The sequence below is a fragment of the Zoogloea sp. JDB1 genome, from assembly GCF_056724025.1.
Genome location: NZ_CM161496.1, coordinates 951,174 through 973,103, shown reverse-complemented (window position 1 = coordinate 973,103; position 21,930 = coordinate 951,174). Strand labels below are relative to the sequence as shown.

Genomic DNA, 21,930 nt, shown 5'->3' with positions numbered 1-21,930 from the left:
CCCATGAGCCGGCTCAATAGGGAGAGCCGTCCTTGTGCACGAAGACCCAGCGGCCATCCTCGCGGAGGGCCTGGAGGTCGTCGTCCGGATAGCTGACGGCATCGCCTTCCGTGCGGTCACCGACCTCCAGGTACACGACCTCCTCATCACCGGAATTCACCAGGCAGTGCGCGTCGCCGGAGCCGGCCCGGAAACCCGCGCACATGCCTGGCTCGAGGCGGGTCTCGCCCTCGTCGGTGCGCAAGGTCGGGAAGCCACTCAGCACGTAGATGAACTCGTCCTGCCGGCTATGGGCGTGGCGCAGCGCCGACACCGCACCGGGCTTCATGCGCACCAGGTTGACACCGAAATTACCGAGACCGAACAGATCACCGAGAGGACTCTTCTCGCGACCATTCATGCGCGACGCGAAGGGCTCCGGGTAGGCGGACGGACGGCGGCGGGGTTCGGCGTCGGCGGCGCGGATGGCGACCGGCGGCTTGGTTTCGCTCATTGACAGGTTCTCCTGGACACACGGCTGATAAGAAAACTGAGATCGGCAGCGGCTCAAGCCGTAGCGGGAAGCAGTCGGCGCACCATGCTCCAGGCCCGCTCCGCGGCCCCTGCGTCGCCGCTCACCAAGGCCACGCCGATCGCCCCATCGAGAAGCAGGTTGAAATCGGCGGCCAGCGCCGGGGCCGCATCGATGCCGGTCAGCGGCTCCAGCAGCCCGACGAGGTAGGTTTCGACGGCCTGCTTGTGCTCGCGGGCCAGCAACTGCAACTCGGCCACTTCTCCATGGAACTCCGCGGCAACATTAAGGAACATGCAGCCAGCAAAACCTGGCTCTTCAAACCATTGACGATGCCAGGCGAACACCCCTGCCAGACGATCCAGCGGTGCCGAACGGCGGTCGACGAAAGCCGCCAGGCTGGCGCGGAAACGCCGATCCCGCTCGCGCAGCACCTCGGCAATCAGGGCGTTCTTAGACGGAAAATGGGCGTAAAGGGTCTTCTTGGCGACGCCGGCTTCGGCCAACACGCGATCGATGCCAATCGCATGGTAGCCACCGGCGGCGAACAGGCGCAGGGCCGTATCGACGAGATGGGCGCGCTTGTCGGCGCGAGGCACGGGCGGGGATGACAGTGGACTGGGCATGGGCTTCACGTTACCTGCTGCCGCTGGGCTTGCAAAGCCGGCGGTGAAGGCCGATAGTAGACAGATCTGTCTACTATACTGGAGAAACCCATGTCTGCCTTCCTTGCCCGTCTGCGCGGCGCCGGTGCCGCGCTTCCACCCGTACCGCCGGCCCGCTCCATCGCCCTGGCCGGCTTGGGCGGCTTCCTCGCCATCGCGGTGGTGGCCGGCCTCGCCGAACAGGCCTCGCTGGCCCTGCTGCTGGGCTCCTTCGGTGCCTCCTGCGTACTGGTCTTCGGCTTTCCGGAAGTGCCTTTCTCCCAGCCGCGCAACGTGGTCGTCGGCCACACCCTTAGCAGCTTCGTCGGCCTCGCCTGCCTGACCGCCTTCGGTCCGCACTGGTGGGCCGCCGCGCTGGCGGTGGCGGTGGCGCTGGCGATCATGGGCATGATGGCACTACGCTGCGTCCATCCGCCGGCCGGCTCCAACCCGGTGATCGTCTTCCTCACCGCGCCCGGCTGGTCCTTCCTGCTCACCCCGACCCTCGCCGGCGCGCTGCTGCTGGTCGCCGTGGCGCTGGTGTACAACAATCTGCACGGGGCCAAGCACTATCCGCAGTACTGGTGACACCGTCCAGCCCCGGGGCGGACGGGTTCACCGCTCGCCGGCCATATTGGGCAAGGCCGGATTTGCCTGTGCTGTTACACTTTCGCGCCATTTTCCGCTGATGCCCGAGCCGGGCCCAGCGTCGACGAGGAGAACCGCAGCGGCATGCAGACGCCTAACCCAAGCCAGGACGAACCGGACGACAAGCGGCAGGTCACCGCCTTCGTCGATTGCAGCACCATGCGCCTCGGCGACCGCATGGCCTGTGCCTGGATGGCCCAGCAGCGCCACCGGCAAAGCGGTGAGCGCTTCGCGCTGATCGACTGCCACCCGGTTCTGGCCAGGGACTTCCCGCTGCCGCGCTATTTCGGCGAAACCTTCGTGGACTGGAGCGAAGCGCAGATCGCCGCCGCCGCGCTGCCCGAATGGAACATGGGCAACCTGTGGCTGACCGTCACAAATGCCTTCGCCGCGCATCCCCAGGCCGGCCGTTTCGAAACGCTGCCCCCCGCCATCGCGGCCCAGGCACGGGAGCTGGCCGCCGCGACGCCGGCCGGCCGGCCGCGGATCCTCATCCACATACTCGACGACGCCCCCTACAACCTGGCCCGGCGCTGGCGCCGCAAGGATGCCGACGCCCTGTGCAACGAACTGCGCCGGCTCGGCGCCGAAGTCGTCGTGCTCAATCCGGCCTCGGCCCAGTTCATCGGCAGCTTCGAGCGCATGCTGGCCGAAATGCTGGCCGCCGACCTCTTCATCGGCGGCGATACCGGCCCCAGCCACGTGTTCGCACTGTTGTGCGCCGACCGGCCGCAGGTCGCCGTCTATCCGTCGATGCTGCGCGACCAGCGGAACTTCGCCGCGGAGCAGGCCAGCCTGGGGCTCGCCCTTCCGTGGAACAGCCTGCCCAAGCGCCCCACGCTGCGGGTCATCGAGATGAAGCGCCGCCGGACCCTGATCTGGCGCGGCTGGCAACCCCTGCTACGCCGGGCCGGTTTCTTCGACGGCCGCGACATCGCCCATCAGGCGATGGCTGAACTGGCCGCCCACGCGAAAGGCTGACGACAGCCGCCTGTCACAACGGCGTGACATTCGGCGGCTAGGCTCGCCGGCTGGTCTTTCTGCCTACCCGCCGTGCTGCCCAACGACGCCTCCTATGGCTCCGACCGCTCGGGGCTGATCTCCGGTTTCCTGTTCCGTCCCGGCTTCGCCGGGGAAGCCCTCGACACGATGCGCGCCTCCCGCTGGCTGAGCGGTGCGGAGGTCGCCCCTGACGGGGCCTTCGCGTGGCTGCATTTCAACCTCGCCAACGCCGCCACGGAGCGCTGGCTACGCGAACATCTGGGCGAGGTGGATGCCTTCTTCGACGCACTCCATGAGGGTTCCCGCTCGACGCGTATCGAGTACGCCCACGACGCACTGATCGCGGTGGTGAACGACGTGCTCTACGAGTTCGACTTCGAGCCGTCGCAGCTCGCCACGCTGTGGCTGTACCTGGACGAGCGCACGGTGATCAGCGCCCGCCTGCAGCCGCTGCGCACCATCGACCGCTTGCGCGAAGCAGTGCGCCAAGGCGAGACCTTCGACTCCACGGTGGCCATGCTGACCCACCTGTTGCGCGACCAGGCCGACGTGCTGGTGCAGATCGTGCGCACCGCCACCGATCAGGTGGACGACGTGGAAGACACCATGCTCGCCGAACGCGGGCAGCGCAGCCGCGCCCGCCTCGGCTCCCTGCGCCGCGTGCTGGTGCGCCTGCGCCGCCTGCTGGCGCCGGAGCCGGGCGCCCTGTTCCGCCTGCTCAACCAGCCGCCACTCTGGATCGCCGATGACGATCTGCAGGACCTGCGCCATTCGACCGAGGAATTCTCGGCGGTGCTGGCCGACATGAGTGCGCTGCAGGAACGCATCAAGCTGCTGCAGGAAGAAGTCGCGGCGCGGGTCACCGAGGAAACCAACCGCAGCGTGTTCGTGCTGACGATGGTTACCGTGCTGGCGCTGCCGATCAACATGATCGCCGGCCTGCTCGGCATGAACGTCGGCGGCATTCCGCTGGCCGACCATCCGGAAGGCTTCTGGATCGTCGTGGCGATCATCGCCAGCTTCACCGTCGGCGCCGCCTGGTGGGCCTTCCGGCGGCAAGACGAATAGCCGGACGCGTCTAGCGGCGGATCGGCGGGTGCTTGGGGGTGTTCTTGGCGAGCAGCTTCCAGGCCACACCGAAGACGTCGTCGCCGCGCGACACAGCCTTGCGCGGCAGGCTCAGCAGGTCGTCCTCCGGCGTCGCCGCAGCGCGCTCGCAGGTGGTGCTGCTCAGGTAACCGGCCGCGGCGGCCGCCTCCACGCAGCGCAGATCGTGGCTGCCATAGGGGTAGCAGAAATGGTCCACACGCCGACCGAGCAGGTCTTCCAGCGCGGTCTTGCTGGAATTCAGCTCGTCGACGATGCGCTCCGTGCCCTGCTCGGCGAGGCGCAGGTGGCTGCGGGAATGGGAGCCGATGGTGAAGCCGAGATCCTGCGCCTCGCGCAACTGGGCGGCGTTCATCAACGGCGCCGGCTCCGGCCCCTTGCCGGCATCCCAGCTGGAAGTCTGGCCGATCAGCCCGCTCACCGCATACACCGTCGCCGGGTAGCCATGCTCCTTGAGCACCGGCGCGGCATGGGTCAGGAAATCCACGTAGGCATCGTCGAAGGTCAGCACCAGCGGCCGCGGCGGCAGTGGCCCTTCGCCGCGCAGACCGGCCACGGCGTCGTCGAGTCCGATCACCGAATAGCCCAGCAGCTTGAACAGCGTCATCTGCGCCCGGAAGCGCGGCAGATGGCAGTACAGCGCGCCATGGGCCTTGACCCGGCCGGGGAAGTCGCCGACCCGGTGGTACATCAGGATCTGCACCCGCGTCATTGGCCGCATGCCTCACGATAGACGGCAATCGTGCGCTCGAACATCGCGTCCTCCGTAAAGCCGCCCTCGAAGATCTGCCGCGCGCGGGCGCCGAAAGCGGCACGCCGGGCCGGATCACCGAGCAGGTCGTCGATGGCGGCGGCCAGCACGACGGGATCGTCGGGCGGCACCAGATGGCCGCTGCCACCCTCCTCCACCACCTCGCCGATGCCGCCCACCTGGCTGGCCACGATCGGCAGGCTGCAGGCGGAAGCCTCCAGCAGCGTCAGCGACAGAGCTTCTCGGCGCGACGGCGCCAGCAGCAGGTCGGACGCCGCCAGCAGGGCCGGCACGTCTTCACGCAGGCCGAGGAAACGGACCCGCCCCTCCAGGCCGAGTTCCCGCACCTGGGCCTGCACCTGCGGGCCGAGGTCGCCGTGGTGGTCGCCGGCCAGCAGCAGCGTCCAGCGCCGTTCGCGGAGGCGCGCCAGCGCCACCAGCGCGGTGTCGTGCCCCTTGGCGGAGACGATGCGGGCCGCCATCAGCAGGCAGGGTTCGTCGTCAGCCACGCCGAGTTCGCGCCGCGTCGCCGCGCGCACATCGGCCGGCAGTGCAGCGGCCAGATCGGCGATGCCGTGGTGGACCATGCGGATGCGCGCCGGCTCGTAGCCTGTACGCTGCAGGAAATCCGCCACCGCCTGGGATACCGCGATGATGCGGTCGGCACGGCCGAAGTGCTTGCCGGCGTTGTCCGAATGGGCGGTCGCTACGTTAGGCAGGCGGGCCAGCCTGGCGGCCAGGCCGGCATACCAGGCGCCACGGGTCAGGTGGCCGTGGATCAGGTCGGCGCCGATGCGGCGGGCGTACAACGCCAGGCGAACGGTAGACGGCAGGTCGTAGATGCCGACCAGCGGCAGGTCGATACCGTCGAAACCTTCGGCCTTCAGCTGCTGGCCAAGCCAGCCGGCCATCGGGCCGGCGTAGAAGGCCTCGTGGCCGCGCTCGCGCAGGCCGCGCATCAGTTGCAGCGCATGGCGCTCGGCGCCGCCGCTCTTGAGGCTGCGCAGGACAGTGACGATCTTCACTGGCCGAGCACCTTGCGATAGATGGCCAGGTTGCCCTCGACCATGCCGTCGATGGAGAACTCGGCGAGGATTCGCGCCCGCCCGGCCTCACCGTACTGAGTGCGCAGAACCGGGTCGGCAACCAGGCGTTCGATGGCGGCGGCCAGCGCCGGCACGTCGCCCGGCGGACACAGGATGCCGGTCATCCCATCCTGCACCGCCTCCGGCAAACCGCCGGCGCGGCTGGTGATGACCGGCACGCCGGCCGCCGCGGCCTGCAGCAGGGATACCCCGAGGCCTTCCATCTCGGCCGGATGGACCAGCAGGTCGAGACCCCCGATCCAGTGGGCCAGGTCGTGGCGGAAGCCGGCGAAGTGCACCGCGCCGCCGAGGCCGCGGGCCGCCACGTCGGCGCGCAGTTCGGCCTCCAGCGGCCCCTGGCCAAAGACCAGCACCTGCAGCTCGGGGTAGTGCTCGACCAGTTCGGGCAACGCCGCGAACAGGTAACGATGGCCCTTGCGCGGGATCATCTGGGCCACCACGCCAATCACCAGCGCGTCCTGCGGCAGGCGGAACTCGGCGCGGAACGCCTCTGGATCGACGGGTGTCAGGAAGGGTGTCGGATCGACGGCGCTGCGCACGCAGCTGACCTTGTGCGGCACCAGGCCTTCGGACAGCAGCACCTCGCGGATGCCTTCCGAGATGGTGATCACGTGGTTGTACAAGCGGTATTTGAGGGCCACGGCGAGGCGCGATTCCGGGTTGTCCACCCGGCGCGACAGCACACAGGGCACGCCGGCCATCCTGGCCGCCAGCGCGCCCCAGGTGTCGGCGCCGCGGCGGCTGTGCAGATGCACCAGGTCGGGCTTCTCGGCGCGGATCACCCTGGCCAGGCGGAAGGCCAGGCCGATGTCGCCGTCGCCACCCATCTTCATCTCCAGCAAGCGGGCGCCAGCCGGATGGCGGTGAGCGATGTCGCTGCCGGCCGGGCAAGCCAGCAGGGTCTCGATACCACGGGCGGCAAGGCCCTCGGCGATGTACTGAACCTGGCGGGCGCCACCGTACATGTGCTTGCCCGCTTCCACGTGCAGAATCTTCATGGTCGTGCTTCTTGAGTCTGGGCGGCCAGCATGGCCTGGGCCCGGTCGAGGACCATGGCCGGCGTAATGTCGCGCAGGCAGGTGAATTTGCCGCCACAGGTCGGCCGGCGCCGGCACGGCGAGCATTCGAGACCGAGCCAGATCACGCTGCCGGTGGGGCGGCCGGTATCCTGATAGGGGCAGGTGGAGCCGAAGATGGCCACCGTCGGGCGGGCCAGTGCGGTGCCCATGTGGGTGAGGCCGGTATCCACGCCGATCAGCAGCGCCGCATGGGCAATGGCGGCCACCGCCTCCGGCAGGCGCGTGCGGCCGGTCAGATTGACGACGCGCGGGTCGGCCGCGGCGATGCGCGCCGCCGCTTCGGCATCCGCCGGACCGCCAAGGATCACCGGGGTCAGCCCGGTGGCGGCGATCAGCTGCGGCGCCAGCGCCTGCCAGGCGTCCTCGAACCAGTGTTTCTGCGGACGCGTGGTGAATGGCGCGAACACCGCGTAACGACCAGGCGCCAATCCATGCTCGGCGAGCTTGCCGAGCATGCTGGCCTCGGCGGCCGGATCGACGTGGAGGCTCGGCAGGAAGGCACCAGCGTCGAGGCCCAGTTGCTGGGCCAGGTACTGGTACTCGGAACCGATGCGCGCCTTTTCACCGCCGCGCGGGATCACCTCGCTCATCAGCAGCTGGCTGCCTTCCTTGGAACCCAGGCCGACGCGTCGCGGCGCCCCCGACAGCCAGGTGATGAAGCCGCTCTTCAGCAGGCCCTGCAGGTCCAGCGCGGTGTCGAAGCGACGCGCGTGCAGCTCGCGGCGTAGCTGGCGCACGCGCCGCCACAGTTCGAGGCGGCGGCCTTCCTTCCATAGCCGCACCCATTCGCCCTTCGACCAGGTGATGACCTCGTCGATGTCCGGGTCGCTGAGAAGCAGTTCGTGGATGCCCGGCTCGACCAACCAGGCGATGTGGGCGTCCGGGTAGGTGCGGCGGATCGCCGCCGGCAGCGCGGAGGCGAATACCACGTCGCCGATGGCGGAGCTGCGGATGATGAGGATGCGCTTCATGCACGCACGGGCCGGCGGATCGCGGCCTGCTTGGCGGAATTCTTGGTGAGCAGTTTCCACAGCACGCCGAAGGCGGTGTTGCCCTGGGAGACGGCCTTGCGCGGCAGCGTCAGGAGGTCGTCGGCCGGCGTAGCGATGGCCCGCTGGCAGGTCGTGCCGGTCAAGTAGCCAGCTTCGGCGGCGGCTTCCACGGCGCGCATGTCGTGGCTGCCGTAGGGATAACAGAAATGATCCACCGGCGCGCCGAGCACGTCCTCCAGCATGCGCTTGCTGGTCGTCACTTCCTCGACGATGCGCGGCGTGTCGGCCTGGGCCAGGCGCGGGTGGCTGACCGTGTGGGAACCCACCGTGAAGCCCATCGCGTGGATCTCGCGCAGCTGGGCAGCGCTCATCAGCGGGGTGGGAACAAGGCCTTCCGGCGTGACCCACTCGGAAGTCTTGCCAAGCAGGCCGGCCACGGCGTAGACCGTCGCCGGATAGCCATGGGCCTGCAGCACGGGGGCGGCGTGTTCGAGGAAGTCCACGTAGGCGTCGTCGAAGGTCAGCACCACGGGCCTGGGCGGCAGTATTTTCCCGCCGCGCAGGCCCGCCACCGCATCGTCCAGGCTCACCACCGAGTAGCTGCAGTAGCGCAGCATGGCCATCTGCGCCTTGAAGCGCGGCAGGTGGCAGATTTGCGCGCGATGACTGGGCATGCGCTGCGGAAAATGCCCCACCCGGTGATACATCAGGATGTGGATACGGCTCATCGGCTCGGCAAATGTCGCGTGCGGGAACGCATGATGCCAGAGGATCGTCCCCTTGGCGTAAGCACCTGTTGCAGCGCAACTAGAACCAGCGGCTGGCCAGCCAGGCAGCGGCAGCGAGCACTGCGGCGCCCAGGGCCACGTTGCGGGTTTTCTTGAGGGCGCGCTGCAGCTTGACGTGGCGCCGGCTGGCCTGGAAATGCTCGACCACCGGCGTTTCCGTGCCGCGGTCGAAGATCTTCACATAGCTCTCCGGCAGCGGCCCGATACGCAGTTCCGGATGGCGCTCGATGGCGGCGGTGAAACTGTCCTGGTCCACACCGAGCAGCATGCCGTCCTGGGCAGCGATCCAGTCGTCCACAAAGGCCCGCGTCGGCGGCGCATTGTGCAGGTAGAGGGTGCCGGTCAGGTAACGGTGGGAAAAGCCACCGTCACCCGGAGCCACGAAGACGCCCAGGTCGGCGTCGAAATCGAAGAACAGGCGCAGCGGAGAGCGCACCACCGAATCCGCATCCAGATAGACGATAGCCCGCCCAGCGAAGCGCTGCAGGCAGTCGCGCAGGAACTCCGGCTTGATGCGCGTGTTGGCCTCCCAGTAGCCGCGGCTCGGACAGCGCTTGAGGAAATACGGGGTGCCGGTCTGCTCCAGCGACGCGCGCAGCTGGGCAGCTTCCGCCGCATAGGTATCGGTGTAGAAGGCGCACACCAGGAAGGGCACGTCCGGCCGATCCTGCAGGATTTCATCGGTGAAGGTCGTCATCGTCATCAGTGGGCGGCCTGGCGGAGCCGGCGGGCCAGCAGGAAAACGGCGAGCTTGCGGCGCTTCGCCTCGATCACCCGCGCCAGATGGCGGGCCACAGTCTTGCGCTGGTAGCCGTCCATGCGGGTGCCGATGGTGCTGGCGAGGCCGCCATCTTCCTCGACCACGCAGGGAAACACCACCGGCACACACAGACCATGCTTCCAGTAGAGATCGAGCTCGTCATCCACCGGCCGCTGCGGCACCGCCAGCCGTGCCAGCAGGCGTCGGGCACCGGCCTGGCTGAGCAGATAACCCTGGGCGCCGCTGGGGTTCTTGTTGGGCAGGATCAGCCTCCGGCCATCCGCCAGCCCGGCCACCGGGATACCACGCACCGGGCCAAGGGAGGACAGCCGGACCAGATCGTAGGGCAGATCGAGGCCGACGATCCCGGCGATCACCCGCGGCAGCTCGGGGCTCAGCACCACGTCGTCCTCGAGCACCACCGCATGGGCCAGCCCCCGTTCGACGACGATCTCCCAGCTGCGCCTGTGGGACAGGTAGCAACCCAGCTCGCCATTGCTGAGGCGCTGCTCCGCACCGGCCGGCAGACTGCCACGGTCGACGCGGGCGCCATCGATCGCCGGTAGAAACTCGGCCTCCAGCCCCAGCTCGGCCAGGCGCTGCTGCATCAGCGCACGGCGCTCGACCGCACGCTCCAGGTTGAGGACGAAGATCTTCATCGCCGCACTGACGACTGCATATCCCGGCTGCGTGCACCGAGCAGCAGCACCGCGAAGAGCACGAACAGTAGCGAGGTGTTTGAGCGCCACAGGTAGTCCTCGAACAGGCTGCTGGTGCAGATGAAGACCACCAACGCAGTACGCAACGGCGCCACGTCGTCGCACCGACCACGCCACAACAGCGGCGGGAAGTACACAGCAAAGAGGACGGCACCACCGAGCAGGCCAGTAGTGGTGAGCACGAAAAGGTACTGATTGTGAGGATTGTCGGTGGTCAGCCAGCCTGCGGAATAGCGTTCGTGGAGCTTGGCGTATTCCCGCGTGTAGTCGCCACTGCCGACACCAACCAACGGATGCTCAGCGAACAGGCGCGCCGAGTTCATCAGGAAGGTCAGACGCAGGGCGGCCGAGGTATTCACCGAGTCCTCGTAATGGGTGATCTCATCGACGGCCATGTCCACCCGGCTACGGAAATAGTCGTTGCCGGCATAGGCACCGGCCAGCAGTGCCGACACCAGCGCAACCGACAGCAGGCCGGCGAGCAGTGGCCGCCGCGCGAAACGCTGGAAAACCAGCACCGCCAGCAGCACCAGGAATACCAGCTGCCCGGCCCGCCCACCGGAGAACAGCAGGTTGCCGGCAGTCAGCACCGTCAGCAGGGCACAGCCCAGGCGCTGCGCCGGCGAGCCCGACAGGCTGGCCCGCGCGGCGAGGTAAGCGGCCCAGGCCAGGATCGGCGCGTACAGGATGTGATCGACGAAGGGCGCCGTGTCCGCGGGGTCCTTGGCGACCCGCAGACCGGCCGGCCAGGCCGGGAAGACGTGCATCTGCAGCCAGTTGTAGTAGGCCAGGCCCTCAGCCAGCAGACAGCCGGCCAGAAAGGCGGCGATGCAGCGCGCCAGCAGTGCGCGGCGGGCGATGGTCAGGTACAGCGGGGACAGCAGGAAGAAGGTGTAGCGCCCGACCATGCGCCGCCCCTCGGCCATATCCTCGGTCCACAGAAGGGCCAGCGGAAACAGCCAGAAGAAGGCCTGGAAGATCCAGAACAGGCTGTCGCTGCGCAACAGGGCCCATTTCTCGCGGAAACGCCCTTCCAGCACCGACAGCACCAGCATTATCGCGCTCAGGGTATAGACCGGCGCCACGTGGCCGGGCAAGAAGAAGAAGCTGGCGGCAAACAACGCTTCGTTGATGCGCGGGATGCGGGAACGCAGTGCGGCCAGCGGCGCTACCGTCATCGTAGCTCGACCCCACAGACCGCGAAGGCGGCCTGCATGTCGCGCCGTTCGGCGTCGGACTTGAACCGGACCCGGTCCCAGCCGAAGGCGATCACGCGGGTTTCGGCGGGGCTGGTCTGGCGCGCGAACAGCAATGCCGTCGAACGCACACCGAGCACAGCATCGTAGGCATTACAGGCCAGATGCATTTCGAGGGGCTCATCAAGGGTCACCACAGCATAGTCCGGGTCGTTGAGCTCCAGCGATGGATCCTTCGGATGGCCTTTGTAGAAGATCTGCCGGATACCTTCTGCGGCCAGCCAGGCATGGATCTCGGCGCTCACCGCATCCCGGTCGGCGGGCTTCATCAAGCCAGCCCCGACCAGAGGCTGACCGATCACCAGCGCGCGACGCGGCCCTTTTCCTGCCGGCGCCCCATCAATGGCCGGCGTGACGAGCGGCGGCAACACGACGGTCTTGTCTGCCGGATATTCGTGGGGCAAGCCTGGAAGCACGTAGATACGGTCGCAGAATCCGGCGTCGGAACCGATGCGGTCCCCCGCAAAGCACCAGTAATCCAGCTCGGGAGCCACCAGACGGCGCAGCTTGCGGACGTGCTGAAACAGGCGCCGGAGCCCGGCGAGCGGGTAGCGGCGGATGCTGATGATGCCGTCCGGCAGGATGCGCGCCTTCATCTCCGTGCAGCCACACAGCCTGGGCAGCGCGCGCAGGAAGTAGTTGATCGCCTCGGTGTCGAACACCGCGCTGTGGATGTGCAGGCTGTCGCAGCGGCCAACCAGCCCGGCCACCAGCCGGATATTGGCGCGCAACCTGCGCAGGCGGCCAAAGGGGCCGGGTAAGGGTTCGCGGCGCGGCCACGGCATGTAGCTCGCCGCATCCCAGTCGTCGATCCGCACCACCGGCGTCATGCCCGGCTTGTACCAGACCAGCACCTGGCGCGCCCCGGCCTCGTGGGCCTCGGCGATGCGCCGCGCAGCCAGATATTGCAGCGGCGACGCGACGAAGTAGAGGGCAACCCGGCTCGTCATCGTATCAGGCAGCGTCCGCCGTCACCTGCTCGCCGCTGGCCAGCAGGCGGGCATAGGCCTCACCGCGGGTCACCAGTTCGTCATGGGTGCCGGCTTCGACAATACGCCCTCGCTCCATCACGACGATGCGGTCGGCATCGCGGATGGTGGACAGGCGGTGGGCGATGACGATCACCGTACGGTTGCGGCGCAGTTCGACCAGAGCGTCCTTCACCGCCCGTTCCGATTCGTTGTCCAGGGCCGACGTAGCTTCGTCGAGCAGCAGGATCGGCGCATCGCGCAGGAAGGCACGGGCGATCGCGATACGCTGGCGCTGGCCGCCGGACAGCTGGCTGCCGTTGGCGCCGACACGGGTGGCGAGGCCGTCCGGCAGCTTGTCGATGAACTCCATTGCGTGGGCGGCGCGAGCCGCGGCGAGGATGGCGGCTTCTGGCACATCGGGACGGCCGTAGGCGATGTTGGCGGCAATACTGTCGTCGAACAGCACGACCTGCTGGCCGACCCAGCCGAGCTGGGCGCGCAGGTGGGCCAGCGGCAGGCGGTCGAGAGGCGCACCATCGAGCAGGACACGGCCAGCAGTAGGCTCGTAGAAACGGGCGATCAGATTGATCAACGTGGTCTTGCCGCTGCCGGAAGCGCCGACCAGGGCCACCGTCTGGCCTGGATGCACATCCAGACTGAAGTGCCGCAGGGCGGACTCAGTCTGGCCCGGATAGGCGAAGCTCACGTCGTCGAAGCGCAGTTCACCGACGGCCCGTGGCAGCGTACCAGTAGCGCTGTCCACTTCCGGCGGCGTATCAAGCAGCTCGAAAATGCTCTGGGCGCCGGCCAGGCCGCGCTGGATCGTCGCGTTGATGTTGGTCAGGCGGCGGATCGGCTCGAAGAGCATCGACATCGCAGTGACAAAGGCCACGAATTCGCCCGGGCTGAGCTTGTCCTGGGCCGACAGGGACGAGGCGGTCCAGATCACCGTGGCTACCGCCGCCGCCGCCAGCACCTGCACCAGCGGCACGTTGGCGGACGACACCCGCACGGTGCGCATGGTCTGCTTGCGCAGCTTCTCGGACACCTCGGCGAAGCGCCGGTCCTCGTGCTCGTGGGTGCCGAACAGCTTGATCTCGCGCACGCCGCCGAGGGTCTCCTCGACCATTCCGGTCATGCGCCCGGTGGTTTCCTGCATCTCCTGGTTGGAACCGCGCAGCTTGCGGCTGGCGACGCGGATCAGCCAGGCCACGATCGGTGCGATGGCAACAATCACCAGGGTCAGCTCCCAGGCCGTGTAGATCAGGTAACCGGTCAGGCCGATGATGATCAGGGTGTCACGGACGACGATGATCCACGCGTTGGACAGCGCGGCGCCGACCTGCGGGATGTCGTAGAGGATGCGCGACAGCATGCGCCCACCGGTCTCGGCCTGGTGCACCGGGATCGGCAGGTGCATCTGGTGGCGGAAGACCTGCTGACGCAGGTCGGTGATGGCCTGGTTGGCGATCCACTGGCTGGACACGCTGGCCACGTATTCGGCCACGCCCTTGGCGAGGAAGGCGAGCATCAGGAACAAGGGCACCTGCCACTGGGCGACCTGGTTCTTCTTGATCAGGCTCTCGTCCACCAACGGCTTGAGCAGGCCCGGCAGCACGGGCTCCAGGGACGCGGCGGCGATCATCGCCAGGATGGACAGGGCAACCACCCGCGAATAGGGCCGGATCGAACCGAGCAGGCGGCGATAGAGCTGGAAGGAATCGTTCATTCGTCTAGTGGCCCGGAGTCCAGCGCAGGTCCGTCACCCTGGGCGGGCGTAAACTGCGCGTGGGCCGAAGCTTGCGCATTGAACCGCGCAGGGTCAAACTCGTTTTTGTCATCAATTGTGCGGACGGCGCTCGCCGGTCCACATGTCATCACAATCAGCGGCCCGGCGATATGCCGGACGTCACTGCCGCAACCGCATCCTTCACGTCGAGCTGATCCAACGGCGCCTGGTTGAGGCAGAGGATCGCCGGATCGTGCAGCAGCAGAGGGCGCTTGCCGAGCAGACAGATGGCCGGCTTGCCGGTGGCCGCCGCCATGTTGAGCACACCGGTATCGTTGCCGATACAGCCATCCGCCGCGCACAGGATGCCGGCTGTCTGCATGATGGTGCCGCGGGTGAACGGCTGGATCGCTGCACGCTGCGCCTCCGGAACGCCCGCCACGATGCGGCTGGCGCTGTCCTCCTCGCTTGGCCCGCCCAGCAGGACCACCCCGTAGCCCCGTGCGATGAGTTCCGCCGCCAGCGCACCGTAGCGCTCGTCCCCCCAGTGCTTGTGCGTCTCCGAGGTGCCGATGGCAAAACAGACGGTCGGCCGTGGCAGGGCAGCGACGAAATCCTGCCCGAAAGCCAGTTCTGCCGCCGGCACCTTCATGCGCGGCACGACGGCGGACGACACGATGCCATGGGCGATCACCAACGCGGTGGCCTCTTCATAGATGCCGACGCCGGGCCCCTGATATTTGGGAATGAAGGGCGGGTGGTTGAGGAACAGACGCTGACGGAGATTGGTCCCGAAACCGATGCGCGTCGGGATCTTGGCCAGCCAGGCGAGAATCGCATGATGGTAGCGCCGGGAGAACAGGAAGATCCGCTCGAACTGGTAGGCCTCGAGTTCCCGCGCAAAGCGGCGCAGGCCGGCAACCCCCCGGTGACTCCCCTTGCGCCCCTCGGTGCGACGCGGCCTGCGATCGTAGAGGATCACATCGTCGATACAGTCCTCGGCGGCGAGGATGTCCTTCGCCCGGGTAGAGGGCGCCGCGATCACCGACACCTTGCCGTTGCGGCTTGCCGCCGCAATCGCGCGGATATAGGGCAGATGCCAGACCAGGTCACCAATGCCAACGTGGCGGATCAGCACCGCGGTCTTCGGATCCGCCCCACGCACCTGTAATTCCATGTCTTCAGGAGATTTCCGCTGCAGCACCGGCGCCGGCGTCCGTGGCCAGCCATCGCGATGCAGGTTTATGTTATGCCGTCACTGCCGATACCCGGCCAAACGGCGACGCCGGCAGCAGTTTCACCCACCGGTACTTTCGGAAGCCTGACCAGCATCCCATGGGGCGATGCAAAGCACTGTAGGGGAATCGTCTGGATTGGCCAGCAAGCTGTAATCAAATGTTCGGTATCTCCGCCCTCACAGACGCGGCGGCGAGTCTATTCCCGGTGCAATACCTTGTCCACGACGAGGCTGGACCAGCCCTCCTCGTGGAAACTGGCCTCCAGCACATCGCGGTCGTACTCGGTATCCACCCATTCCAGGAAGCCGATCGGGCTGCGCGCATTGCGTGCCACATAGCTGGCCAGGAAGAAATCCAGGATGCCGGTCTTGGCACCCTTGAAATGGCCGTAGCGCCAGTTGAGCTCGGCCAGCGCGTCCTCGACCCGATGTCCCAGATGCAGGATGCGGTATAGCGCCGAACCCAGCCCGGCCCGGTCGGCACCCGACTTGCAGTGCATCAGCGCCGGAAATTCCATGCTCTTGAAGAGCTCATCCATCGCATGCACCTCTTCCACCTCAGGCGCGGTGCGGGAGTACAGCTTGACGTCGTGGAGCGCCAGGCCAAGCTGGTCGCAGGCTTCCTTCTCCAGCGCGTAGGAGCCGTAGCCGTGGGGGCCGCGCAGGTTCACCACGCTACGGATGCCGTATTTCTGCTGGTACTTGGCGAGCTGCGCCGGACTGGGCTGGCTGCAGCGGTACATGCCGCCACCGAGGTGGTAAAAGTTGTTGTAGACGGCACGGATCATCCCGTGGTCCACCAGATGCATGTCGAACCAAGCGCGCACGCGCCCCGAGCGCGTGGAAATGTCCATCACCATGGCCGGGCCTCAGTCCGGCAGGGCCAGGGAGCGCACATCGGCCGCTGCCGCACGCGTTTCGTCGGTCAGCGTGGCGAGGGCTGCCGGGCGACCGAACAGTACGTCGGGCCGCAGCGCGACCAGCAGGTTGTTGCGGGTTGCATCATCGGCGCGCACGACCCAGTCCACCGGCCGCAGGGCGGCCAGGACCGCCGCCGCCCCAGCCACGGCGGTAGCCGGCTCAATGACCAGCAGACGATCCACGCCCTTGCCGGCGATTTCCAGCTGGGCCAGCATGTCCGCACCGGGCACCCCCACGGGACCCAGCACCACGGCAATCCGCTCGCCGGCAGCCTGGGCACGCTGACAAGTGCCCAGCACCTTGTCGGCCGCCAGCAGGCCACGAGCCAGCGGTGCATGGGCGTTCATCGCCTCGTAAAGCTCGTCGATGCTGGCGGTGGCCGTGCCCAGCTTGCCAACCACCACACCGGCGGCCAGATTGGCCAGCGCGGTGGCATCGCGCAGCTCGAGGCCGGCGGCGATGCCACAGCCCAGCACCGCCGACACCGTATCGCCGGCACCAGTCACATCGAACACTTCCTGCGCCCGCGTGGGCTGGTGATGGGCCGGCTGCCCCTTCTGCAGCAGCGTCACCCCCTGCTCGCCGCGTGTCACCAGCAGCGCTTCGAGGCCCAGTTCGTCGCGCAGGGCTTCGCCCCGGGCGATCAAGGTAGCGTCGTCCGGACAGGGACCGACCACCGCCTCGAATTCCGCCAGGTTGGGCTTGACGATGGTGGCGCCGCGGTAACGCGAGAAGTCGGTGCCCTTCGGGTCCACCACCACCGGAACGCCCCGCGCCCGGGCCGCGGCGATCAGCGCCGCCACGTCGGACAGGGTACCCTTGGCGTAGTCGGATAGCACCAGCACATCGGCCTGCTTGAGCTGTGCGGCCAAGGCGACACCTACCAGCGCGGCCTGACGATCGTCGAAGCGTTCCTCGAAATCCAGCCGGATCAGTTGCTGGTGGCGGGAGATCACACGCAGCTTGGTGATCGTCGGCGCGTCGCTCAGGCGTTCGAAAGCGCAGTGCACACCACGCTCGACCAGACCGGACTCCAGCAACCGGCCGGCCTCGTCGTCGCCGATCAGGCCGACGACCCGCGCCTGCGCCCCCAGCGATGCCGCGTTGAGGGCCACGTTACCGGCCCCGCCGGCCCGCGCCTCGTCATTGCGCACCTGCACCACCGGCACCGGCGCTTCCGGTGAAATACGGGCGGTTGCACCATGCCAATAACGGTCGAGCATCACGTCGCCGCAGACGAGCACGCGACAGGCAGAAAAATCCGGCAGGGAGAAATGCATACACGGGCAGGTGTCCGCCAGGCGGACACCGGAAAGACGTAAAGGCGGAATTATCGCATCAAGGACCGGATGCCGGACGGCCGCCGGCCATTTTGCCCACCGGGACTGCCCCGCGACGCCCCGGCAGTTGTCGCCGACCAGCCGCAATCGCATACTGCCCCCATGTGCTTCCCACACGGAGGACGAGGCCATGCTGCACGCCACACCGAGCCGCAACCACACCGCAGCACCACCGGAAGAAGAACTCGAGCCCTTCGGCGGACTAGTGCGTTACGAGCGGCACGTACCGATCCACCAAGTGTCCTATTACCTGTGCGGCGAGATCCAGGAACCCCAGTTCTATACCGAGCTGTTCTACACCCTGCGCACCGCCGCCGAGACCGACCTGATCTACCTGCATATCAATTCGCCGGGCGGAGACTTCAACACCGGCCTGCAGATCATCAACAACATGCTGGCCTCGGAAGCCCACGTGATCACCGTGCTGGAGGCGCGGGCCTACTCGATGGCGGCCTTCATCTTCCTGTCCGGCGACGAGCTGATCGTCCACGACAACTGCCAGCTGATGTTCCACACCTATTCGAGCAGTTTCGCCGGCAAGGGCAGCGAGCAGATGGCCGAGGTGCATGCCCTCGGCAACTGGTTCGAGAAGGTCACCACGCGGCTGTGCACGCCTTTCCTGAGCGCCGCGGACATCAGCCACATCCTGCAGGGCAGCGACCTGTGGATGGATTCCGACGAGATCCGCCGTCGCCTCGGGCGCATCAAGCGCCCACCAGCGGAGCCGCGCAAGAGCAGCCGCAAGAAGGCCGAGACCTGATCCGCGGTATGCCGCGTCCGGTCACACGGAGAGCGAAAGGAATCGGCGAACGCTGGCGGTTGCTGGCCTTCAGGGCAGAGCCGCGGCGATGTCCCTGGCCAGCGCATCGATCAGCCGGCCGTGGGCGGCAGCAAGCGCCGCGTAGGTCGGCGCCGCCACCGGCTCGCTGCCGACGAAACGCCGGCTGGCCAGGTCCTTGCCGCCCTTGCGCAGCGTCCACACCGCCTCCAGCGTGACCCGCTCGAAGCCTTCGGCATCGAAACGCTGGACATCGATCGGCAGGCTCAGGTCCGGCTCGGCCAGCGTCGCCTGCGGCCACGCGACGACCCGCCCGTAGCCGCGCAGTCGGGCGATGTCGGAGGCGATACGGCGGGCCATCTCGGTCTTCAGAGGGGCAGCCCAGCGGTGCCCGTCAGCCACCTCGACGCGCACGCCGTCCACCAGGCGGACCATGTGCAGGCGGTCGATGGCCGCCGGCACGCCGACCGGCCCGACCACCAAGCTCGGCTCTGCCGTCGCAACCGGGGCGCCCTCCCCCGCCGCCTGCGGACCGAGGCTGAAAAACTGGATCGGCGGCGTTGTGCCGCAGGCCGCCAGCAAAAGGGCCAGGCTGGCCAGCACGGGTTTCATGGCTTGTCCTCGGGTTTGCCGCGCAATAGCGCTTCGGGGTGACGGTCGAGGCTGTCGGCCAGGTGGCGCAGGGCCTGAGCCGCACGCGACAGCTCCTGCAGGCTGGCGCGCAGGTCCTGCTGCAGCGGCGCATCGCTGCCCAGCAGCTTGCGGGTGTCGGCGATGGCGCCGCGGGCCTCGACAATGGTGTCGCGCACATCGCCGTTGGCCAGGCCGTCGAGGCGCTTGACCAGCGCCTCCACCTCGTCGAGGGTGCGGCCGAGGCTGGCGATGGCCTTCTGGGTGTCCTTGCCGATGGCGTCCAGCGGCAGCTTGTCGATGCGCTCGACCACGCGCAGCAACGTGGTCTGCAGTTCCTCCAAGCTGCCCCGCTGGGTCGGCAGCTGGGGAGGGTTCTGACTCCAGTCGGCGCGGCCGGGCCCGGCGGCGGGGAAGAAATCCAGTGCCACGTAGAGCTGGCCGGTCACCAGGTTGCCATTGCGCAGCTGGGCACGCATGCCGCTGGCGATCAGGCGGTCGATGAAGGCTCGGAAATCCTTGTCCCGAAAATCCTTGCCGGCGTACGGCGCCTGGCCCTGCTTGTTGCGCGCCTGCAGGCGGTTGGGGAAGATCGCCACTTCGACGAGCAGTTCGAGATCGGCGCCGCGGGCATGGAAAGCCGGATGGATCGCCGTCACCTCGCCGACCTGGATGCCACGGAAATCCACCCCCGCGCCGACCGACAGGCCACGCACCGACTCGTGGAAACGCAGCAGATAGGTGTGCGCATTGACGTTGGGCTGCTTGAGCGCCTCGTCCCGGTTACGGAACAGGCGGAACACGTGCCCCTTCGGCGCCGGCTCGTCGGCGTCACCCTCCGGCGTCTGGAAGGCCAGCCCGCCGGTGAGGATCGACGTGGCCGATTCGGTATTGACCTGCACCCCTTCGGCACTGAGCTTCACATCCACGCCGCTGGCGTTCCAGAAGCGGGAGTTGGTGGTGACGAAACGGTCGTAGGGCGCCTGCACGAAGACCTGGATGTCCAGGTGCTTGCCCTGCTCGTCGAGCTTGTAGCCGGTGACCTGGCCGGCCTGGATGCGCCGGTAGAACACCGGCGTGCCGACGCCGATCGAACCAAGGCTGTCCGCCTCCAGGCTGAAGCTGCGGCCCGGCACGTCGAAACTGACCACCGGCGCCTCCCGCAACGCGACGAACTCGCGCCGCGGCTCGGCCGACTTGCCCACATCCATGCCCACGTGGGCGCCCGCCAGCAGCGTGTCGAGGCCCGAGATGGAGCCGCCCGAAACCCGCGCACTGACCACCCAGAAACGCGTGTCCTCCACCAGCAGGCGGGACGCCTGGCGGGCCAGCTGGGCGGTGGCGATCACATGGCTGCCGTCCTCGGCAAGGGCCACCGCGGTGATCTGGCCGACATCCACGTCGCGGTACTTGATGCGCGTCTTGCCGGGCTCGAGGCCGGCACCGGTGTCGAACTGGATGGTGATCACCGGACCCTGCTCGTAGTAGCCGCGCACCGCCAGGAACAGGCCGATCAGCGCCGCCACCAGCGGGATGATCCACACCAGCGGAACGCGGAAACGGCGCGGACGCTCCACGACGGCGGTCGGCAGGGAAGGCGGCAGCGGGTCAGTCATGGTCGGCGGATTCGGAATCGGTGAGGGGGTCCCAGATCAGGCGCGGATCGAAGGTCAGCGCGGCAAACATCGTCAGCACGATCACCGCGCCGAAGGCTACCGCGGCCGGCCCGGCATCGACGGTGGCCAAACCCCGGAACTGTACCAGCGCCACCAGCAGCGTGATGACGTAGATATCCAGCATCGACCAGCGCCCGACGAATTCGACCACGCGGTACAGGCGAGCACGCTGCATCACCCGGTGACGGGAACGCATTTGCACGGATGCGGTGAGGTACACCAGCGCCAGGATCTTCAGCAGCGGCACCACCACGCTGGCGAAGAACACCACCAGCGCCAGCGGCCACTGCCCGTCCCGCCACAAGAAGATCACCCCGCTCATGATGGTGTCCACCTGGTGGTTGACCGGCGACGAGGTGACCATGATCGGCAGCAGGTTGGCGGGCAGATAGAGCAGCGCCGCGGCGACGAGCAGCGCCCAGGTCGTGTTGATGCTGGCCGGCTTGCGCTGGTGCAGCGGCGCCGCACAGCGTGGGCAGCGCATCGATTGGCCAGCCTCCAGCGGCGCCTGCGCCAGCTGACCGCACACATGGCAGCTCAGCAGGCCGGCCTGGCGAGCGGTGAGGGCAGGCTTCATGCGCCCTCCGGATGGCTCATCCGCCACAACACGCGACGGTCGAAAGCCCGCCCGGCCAGCGTGAGGATCAGGATCAGCGTTGCGGTGGCCCAGAAGGCCGTGCCGAGGATCACCGAGCCCGAGTGGGCCAGCTTGACCAGCGACACCAGCATGCCGAGCAGGAAGACTTCCATCATGCCCCACGGCCGCACCGACAGCACCAGGCGGAAGAAGGGGATCAGGCGCGGCGAGCGGCGGCCGAGGCGCAGCGGCACCAGAACCAGCAGGATCATCAGCATCTCGAGCAGCGGGAACAGCTGCGCGGTGACGAAGACCAGCGCCGACACCGGCTGCATGCCGATGTGCCACAGGTTGCGCACCGCGGCGAACAGCGTCACCTCGGCGTAGCGCCCCTGCAGCTCGAGGCCGATCAGCGGGAAGGCATTGGCCAGCACATACAGGATTGCCGCCGTCAGCGTGTAGGCCAGCGTGCGGTCCAGGCTGTCCGGCGGGTTGCGCGCCAGCTCGGCGCCACAGCGCACGCAGCAGACCGTCTCGCCGGGGGCGATGGGGATATCGTGCTGCAGCAGGTCGCACTCATGGCAGGCGACCAGCGGCGCGGGCGGGTTCGGTGAATCGGCGGGCATGGGCGGGTCACGGACAATGACGGTCCATTGTGCGGTGCACGGCCTGCCGGCGGCAAGATAGCCCCGCAGCCGGCAGAAGCGC

At 67.8% G+C, this 21,930-nt stretch carries 22 protein-coding genes and 1 pseudogene; 4 read left to right on the top strand and 19 right to left on the bottom strand.

The features are described 5' to 3' along the window. Window positions 1-13: 13 nt before the first annotated feature. Both AC1PPK_RS04305 and AC1PPK_RS04300 read right to left on the bottom strand, forming a co-directional pair. On the bottom strand, window positions 14-493 hold the full coding sequence (locus tag AC1PPK_RS04305) for a cupin domain-containing protein (RefSeq protein WP_481116617.1): 480 nt from the start codon (window positions 491-493) through the stop codon (window positions 14-16). A gap of 53 nt (window positions 494-546) precedes the next feature. After that, entirely contained in the window at window positions 547-1,137 is a 591-nt protein-coding gene (locus AC1PPK_RS04300) for a TetR/AcrR family transcriptional regulator (protein WP_481116616.1), read from the bottom strand. Between the two features lie 90 nt (window positions 1,138-1,227). Between AC1PPK_RS04300 and AC1PPK_RS04295 the strand changes: the two genes are divergently transcribed. The 3 genes from AC1PPK_RS04295 to AC1PPK_RS04285 all read left to right on the top strand — a co-directional run bounded on the left by AC1PPK_RS04295 (window position 1,228) and on the right by AC1PPK_RS04285 (window position 3,873). Next, window positions 1,228-1,743 (top strand): HPP family protein, encoded by a 516-nt coding sequence (locus tag AC1PPK_RS04295; RefSeq protein WP_481116615.1) that lies wholly within the window; start codon window positions 1,228-1,230, stop codon window positions 1,741-1,743. A 144-nt stretch (window positions 1,744-1,887) separates the two neighbouring features. Then, window positions 1,888-2,784, top strand: a complete 897-nt coding sequence (locus tag AC1PPK_RS04290) for a hypothetical protein (RefSeq protein WP_481116614.1) — start codon at window positions 1,888-1,890, stop codon at window positions 2,782-2,784. A gap of 72 nt (window positions 2,785-2,856) precedes the next feature. Continuing rightward, a complete protein-coding gene (locus AC1PPK_RS04285) occupies window positions 2,857-3,873 on the top strand; it encodes a transporter (protein WP_481116613.1) in 1,017 nt (338 codons plus the stop codon). A 10-nt stretch (window positions 3,874-3,883) separates the two neighbouring features. On the opposite strand, the gene AC1PPK_RS04280 is transcribed toward AC1PPK_RS04285, so the two are convergent. From AC1PPK_RS04280 to rfaE1, 13 genes and pseudogenes are all read right to left on the bottom strand, one after another. After that, entirely contained in the window at window positions 3,884-4,624 is a 741-nt protein-coding gene (locus AC1PPK_RS04280; protein WP_481116612.1) for a polysaccharide deacetylase family protein, read from the bottom strand. Continuing rightward, a complete protein-coding gene (locus AC1PPK_RS04275) occupies window positions 4,621-5,688 on the bottom strand; it encodes a glycosyltransferase (RefSeq protein WP_481116611.1) in 1,068 nt (355 codons plus the stop codon). The genes AC1PPK_RS04280 and AC1PPK_RS04275 overlap by 4 nt, the downstream gene beginning before the upstream one ends. Then, entirely contained in the window at window positions 5,685-6,767 is a 1,083-nt protein-coding gene (locus tag AC1PPK_RS04270) for a glycosyltransferase (protein ID WP_481116610.1), read from the bottom strand. Before AC1PPK_RS04270 ends, AC1PPK_RS04275 begins: the two co-directional genes overlap by 4 nt. After that, window positions 6,764-7,819, bottom strand: coding sequence for a lipopolysaccharide heptosyltransferase II (gene waaF / locus AC1PPK_RS04265; RefSeq protein ID WP_481116609.1), 1,056 nt, complete (start codon window positions 7,817-7,819; stop codon window positions 6,764-6,766). Before waaF ends, AC1PPK_RS04270 begins: the two co-directional genes overlap by 4 nt. Continuing rightward, window positions 7,816-8,568 carry a polysaccharide deacetylase family protein gene (locus tag AC1PPK_RS04260; protein ID WP_481116608.1) on the bottom strand — a complete coding sequence of 251 codons (753 nt, stop codon included), beginning with the start codon at window positions 8,566-8,568 and terminating at the stop codon, window positions 7,816-7,818. The genes waaF and AC1PPK_RS04260 overlap by 4 nt, the downstream gene beginning before the upstream one ends. Before the next feature lie 79 nt (window positions 8,569-8,647). Beyond that, window positions 8,648-9,331, bottom strand: coding sequence for a hypothetical protein (locus tag AC1PPK_RS04255; RefSeq protein ID WP_481116607.1), 684 nt, complete (start codon window positions 9,329-9,331; stop codon window positions 8,648-8,650). Further along, window positions 9,331-10,047 carry a glycosyltransferase family 25 protein gene (locus tag AC1PPK_RS04250; RefSeq protein ID WP_481116606.1) on the bottom strand — a complete coding sequence of 239 codons (717 nt, stop codon included), beginning with the start codon at window positions 10,045-10,047 and terminating at the stop codon, window positions 9,331-9,333. Before AC1PPK_RS04250 ends, AC1PPK_RS04255 begins: the two co-directional genes overlap by 1 nt. Then, on the bottom strand, window positions 10,044-11,285 hold the full coding sequence (locus AC1PPK_RS04245) for an O-antigen ligase family protein (RefSeq protein ID WP_481116605.1): 1,242 nt from the start codon (window positions 11,283-11,285) through the stop codon (window positions 10,044-10,046). Before AC1PPK_RS04245 ends, AC1PPK_RS04250 begins: the two co-directional genes overlap by 4 nt. Further along, window positions 11,282-12,313 (bottom strand): polysialyltransferase family glycosyltransferase, encoded by a 1,032-nt coding sequence (locus AC1PPK_RS04240; protein WP_481116604.1) that lies wholly within the window; start codon window positions 12,311-12,313, stop codon window positions 11,282-11,284. Before AC1PPK_RS04240 ends, AC1PPK_RS04245 begins: the two co-directional genes overlap by 4 nt. Before the next feature lie 4 nt (window positions 12,314-12,317). Further along, window positions 12,318-14,063, bottom strand: coding sequence for a lipid A export permease/ATP-binding protein MsbA (gene msbA, locus AC1PPK_RS04235; RefSeq protein ID WP_481116603.1), 1,746 nt, complete (start codon window positions 14,061-14,063; stop codon window positions 12,318-12,320). A 154-nt stretch (window positions 14,064-14,217) separates the two neighbouring features. Further along, window positions 14,218-15,240, bottom strand: coding sequence for a glycosyltransferase family 9 protein (locus AC1PPK_RS04230; RefSeq protein ID WP_481116602.1), 1,023 nt, complete (start codon window positions 15,238-15,240; stop codon window positions 14,218-14,220). Between the two features lie 257 nt (window positions 15,241-15,497). Then, window positions 15,498-16,154 (bottom strand): tyrosine-protein phosphatase, encoded by a 657-nt coding sequence (locus AC1PPK_RS04225; RefSeq protein WP_481116601.1) that lies wholly within the window; start codon window positions 16,152-16,154, stop codon window positions 15,498-15,500. Window positions 16,155-16,559: 405 nt separating this feature from the next. Beyond that, window positions 16,560-17,501 (bottom strand): annotated as a pseudogene (gene rfaE1, locus AC1PPK_RS04220) (D-glycero-beta-D-manno-heptose-7-phosphate kinase); the annotation flags it as partial. A gap of 190 nt (window positions 17,502-17,691) precedes the next feature. On the opposite strand from rfaE1, the gene AC1PPK_RS04215 reads away from it, so the two are divergent. Next, window positions 17,692-18,321 (top strand): Clp protease ClpP, encoded by a 630-nt coding sequence (locus tag AC1PPK_RS04215; RefSeq protein WP_481116600.1) that lies wholly within the window; start codon window positions 17,692-17,694, stop codon window positions 18,319-18,321. Window positions 18,322-18,390: 69 nt separating this feature from the next. Here the strand turns inward: AC1PPK_RS04215 and AC1PPK_RS04210 are convergent, their stop codons facing one another. Genes AC1PPK_RS04210 through AC1PPK_RS04195 form a run of 4 tightly spaced genes read right to left on the bottom strand, consistent with a single transcriptional unit; the run spans window position 18,391 to window position 21,848 of the window. Then, window positions 18,391-18,951 carry a PqiC family protein gene (locus AC1PPK_RS04210; protein WP_481116599.1) on the bottom strand — a complete coding sequence of 187 codons (561 nt, stop codon included), beginning with the start codon at window positions 18,949-18,951 and terminating at the stop codon, window positions 18,391-18,393. After that, complete coding sequence (locus AC1PPK_RS04205; protein WP_481116598.1) at window positions 18,948-20,585, bottom strand: PqiB family protein; 1,638 nt, start codon at window positions 20,583-20,585, stop codon at window positions 18,948-18,950. The genes AC1PPK_RS04210 and AC1PPK_RS04205 overlap by 4 nt, the downstream gene beginning before the upstream one ends. Further along, window positions 20,578-21,222 carry a paraquat-inducible protein A gene (locus AC1PPK_RS04200; protein WP_481116597.1) on the bottom strand — a complete coding sequence of 215 codons (645 nt, stop codon included), beginning with the start codon at window positions 21,220-21,222 and terminating at the stop codon, window positions 20,578-20,580. Before AC1PPK_RS04200 ends, AC1PPK_RS04205 begins: the two co-directional genes overlap by 8 nt. Then, complete coding sequence (locus tag AC1PPK_RS04195) at window positions 21,219-21,848, bottom strand: paraquat-inducible protein A (RefSeq protein ID WP_481116596.1); 630 nt, start codon at window positions 21,846-21,848, stop codon at window positions 21,219-21,221. The genes AC1PPK_RS04200 and AC1PPK_RS04195 overlap by 4 nt, the downstream gene beginning before the upstream one ends. Window positions 21,849-21,930: the final 82 nt, after the last annotated feature.

Bases quoted from the DNA above. Each gene is read 5' to 3' on its own strand.
- msbA (WP_481116603.1), bottom strand. From the start codon at position 14,063: ATGAACGATTCCTTCCAGCTCTATCGCCGCCTGCTCGGTTCGATCCGG.
- AC1PPK_RS04290 (WP_481116614.1), top strand. From the start codon at position 1,888: ATGCAGACGCCTAACCCAAGCCAGGACGAACCGGACGACAAGCGGCAG.
- waaF (WP_481116609.1), bottom strand. From the start codon at position 7,819: ATGAAGCGCATCCTCATCATCCGCAGCTCCGCCATCGGCGACGTGGTA.
- AC1PPK_RS04270 (WP_481116610.1), bottom strand. From the start codon at position 6,767: ATGAAGATTCTGCACGTGGAAGCGGGCAAGCACATGTACGGTGGCGCC.
- AC1PPK_RS04305 (WP_481116617.1), bottom strand. From the start codon at position 493: ATGAGCGAAACCAAGCCGCCGGTCGCCATCCGCGCCGCCGACGCCGAA.
- AC1PPK_RS04255 (WP_481116607.1), bottom strand. From the start codon at position 9,331: ATGACGATGACGACCTTCACCGATGAAATCCTGCAGGATCGGCCGGAC.
- AC1PPK_RS04230 (WP_481116602.1), bottom strand. From the start codon at position 15,240: ATGGAATTACAGGTGCGTGGGGCGGATCCGAAGACCGCGGTGCTGATC.
- AC1PPK_RS04280 (WP_481116612.1), bottom strand. From the start codon at position 4,624: ATGACGCGGGTGCAGATCCTGATGTACCACCGGGTCGGCGACTTCCCC.
- AC1PPK_RS04205 (WP_481116598.1), bottom strand. From the start codon at position 20,585: ATGACTGACCCGCTGCCGCCTTCCCTGCCGACCGCCGTCGTGGAGCGT.
- AC1PPK_RS04210 (WP_481116599.1), bottom strand. From the start codon at position 18,951: ATGAAACCCGTGCTGGCCAGCCTGGCCCTTTTGCTGGCGGCCTGCGGC.
- AC1PPK_RS04250 (WP_481116606.1), bottom strand. From the start codon at position 10,047: ATGAAGATCTTCGTCCTCAACCTGGAGCGTGCGGTCGAGCGCCGTGCG.
- AC1PPK_RS04300 (WP_481116616.1), bottom strand. From the start codon at position 1,137: ATGCCCAGTCCACTGTCATCCCCGCCCGTGCCTCGCGCCGACAAGCGC.
- AC1PPK_RS04200 (WP_481116597.1), bottom strand. From the start codon at position 21,222: ATGAAGCCTGCCCTCACCGCTCGCCAGGCCGGCCTGCTGAGCTGCCAT.
- AC1PPK_RS04225 (WP_481116601.1), bottom strand. From the start codon at position 16,154: ATGGACATTTCCACGCGCTCGGGGCGCGTGCGCGCTTGGTTCGACATG.
- AC1PPK_RS04240 (WP_481116604.1), bottom strand. From the start codon at position 12,313: ATGACGAGCCGGGTTGCCCTCTACTTCGTCGCGTCGCCGCTGCAATAT.
- AC1PPK_RS04295 (WP_481116615.1), top strand. From the start codon at position 1,228: ATGTCTGCCTTCCTTGCCCGTCTGCGCGGCGCCGGTGCCGCGCTTCCA.
- AC1PPK_RS04245 (WP_481116605.1), bottom strand. From the start codon at position 11,285: ATGACGGTAGCGCCGCTGGCCGCACTGCGTTCCCGCATCCCGCGCATC.
- AC1PPK_RS04260 (WP_481116608.1), bottom strand. From the start codon at position 8,568: ATGAGCCGTATCCACATCCTGATGTATCACCGGGTGGGGCATTTTCCG.
- AC1PPK_RS04195 (WP_481116596.1), bottom strand. From the start codon at position 21,848: ATGCCCGCCGATTCACCGAACCCGCCCGCGCCGCTGGTCGCCTGCCAT.
- AC1PPK_RS04215 (WP_481116600.1), top strand. From the start codon at position 17,692: ATGCTGCACGCCACACCGAGCCGCAACCACACCGCAGCACCACCGGAA.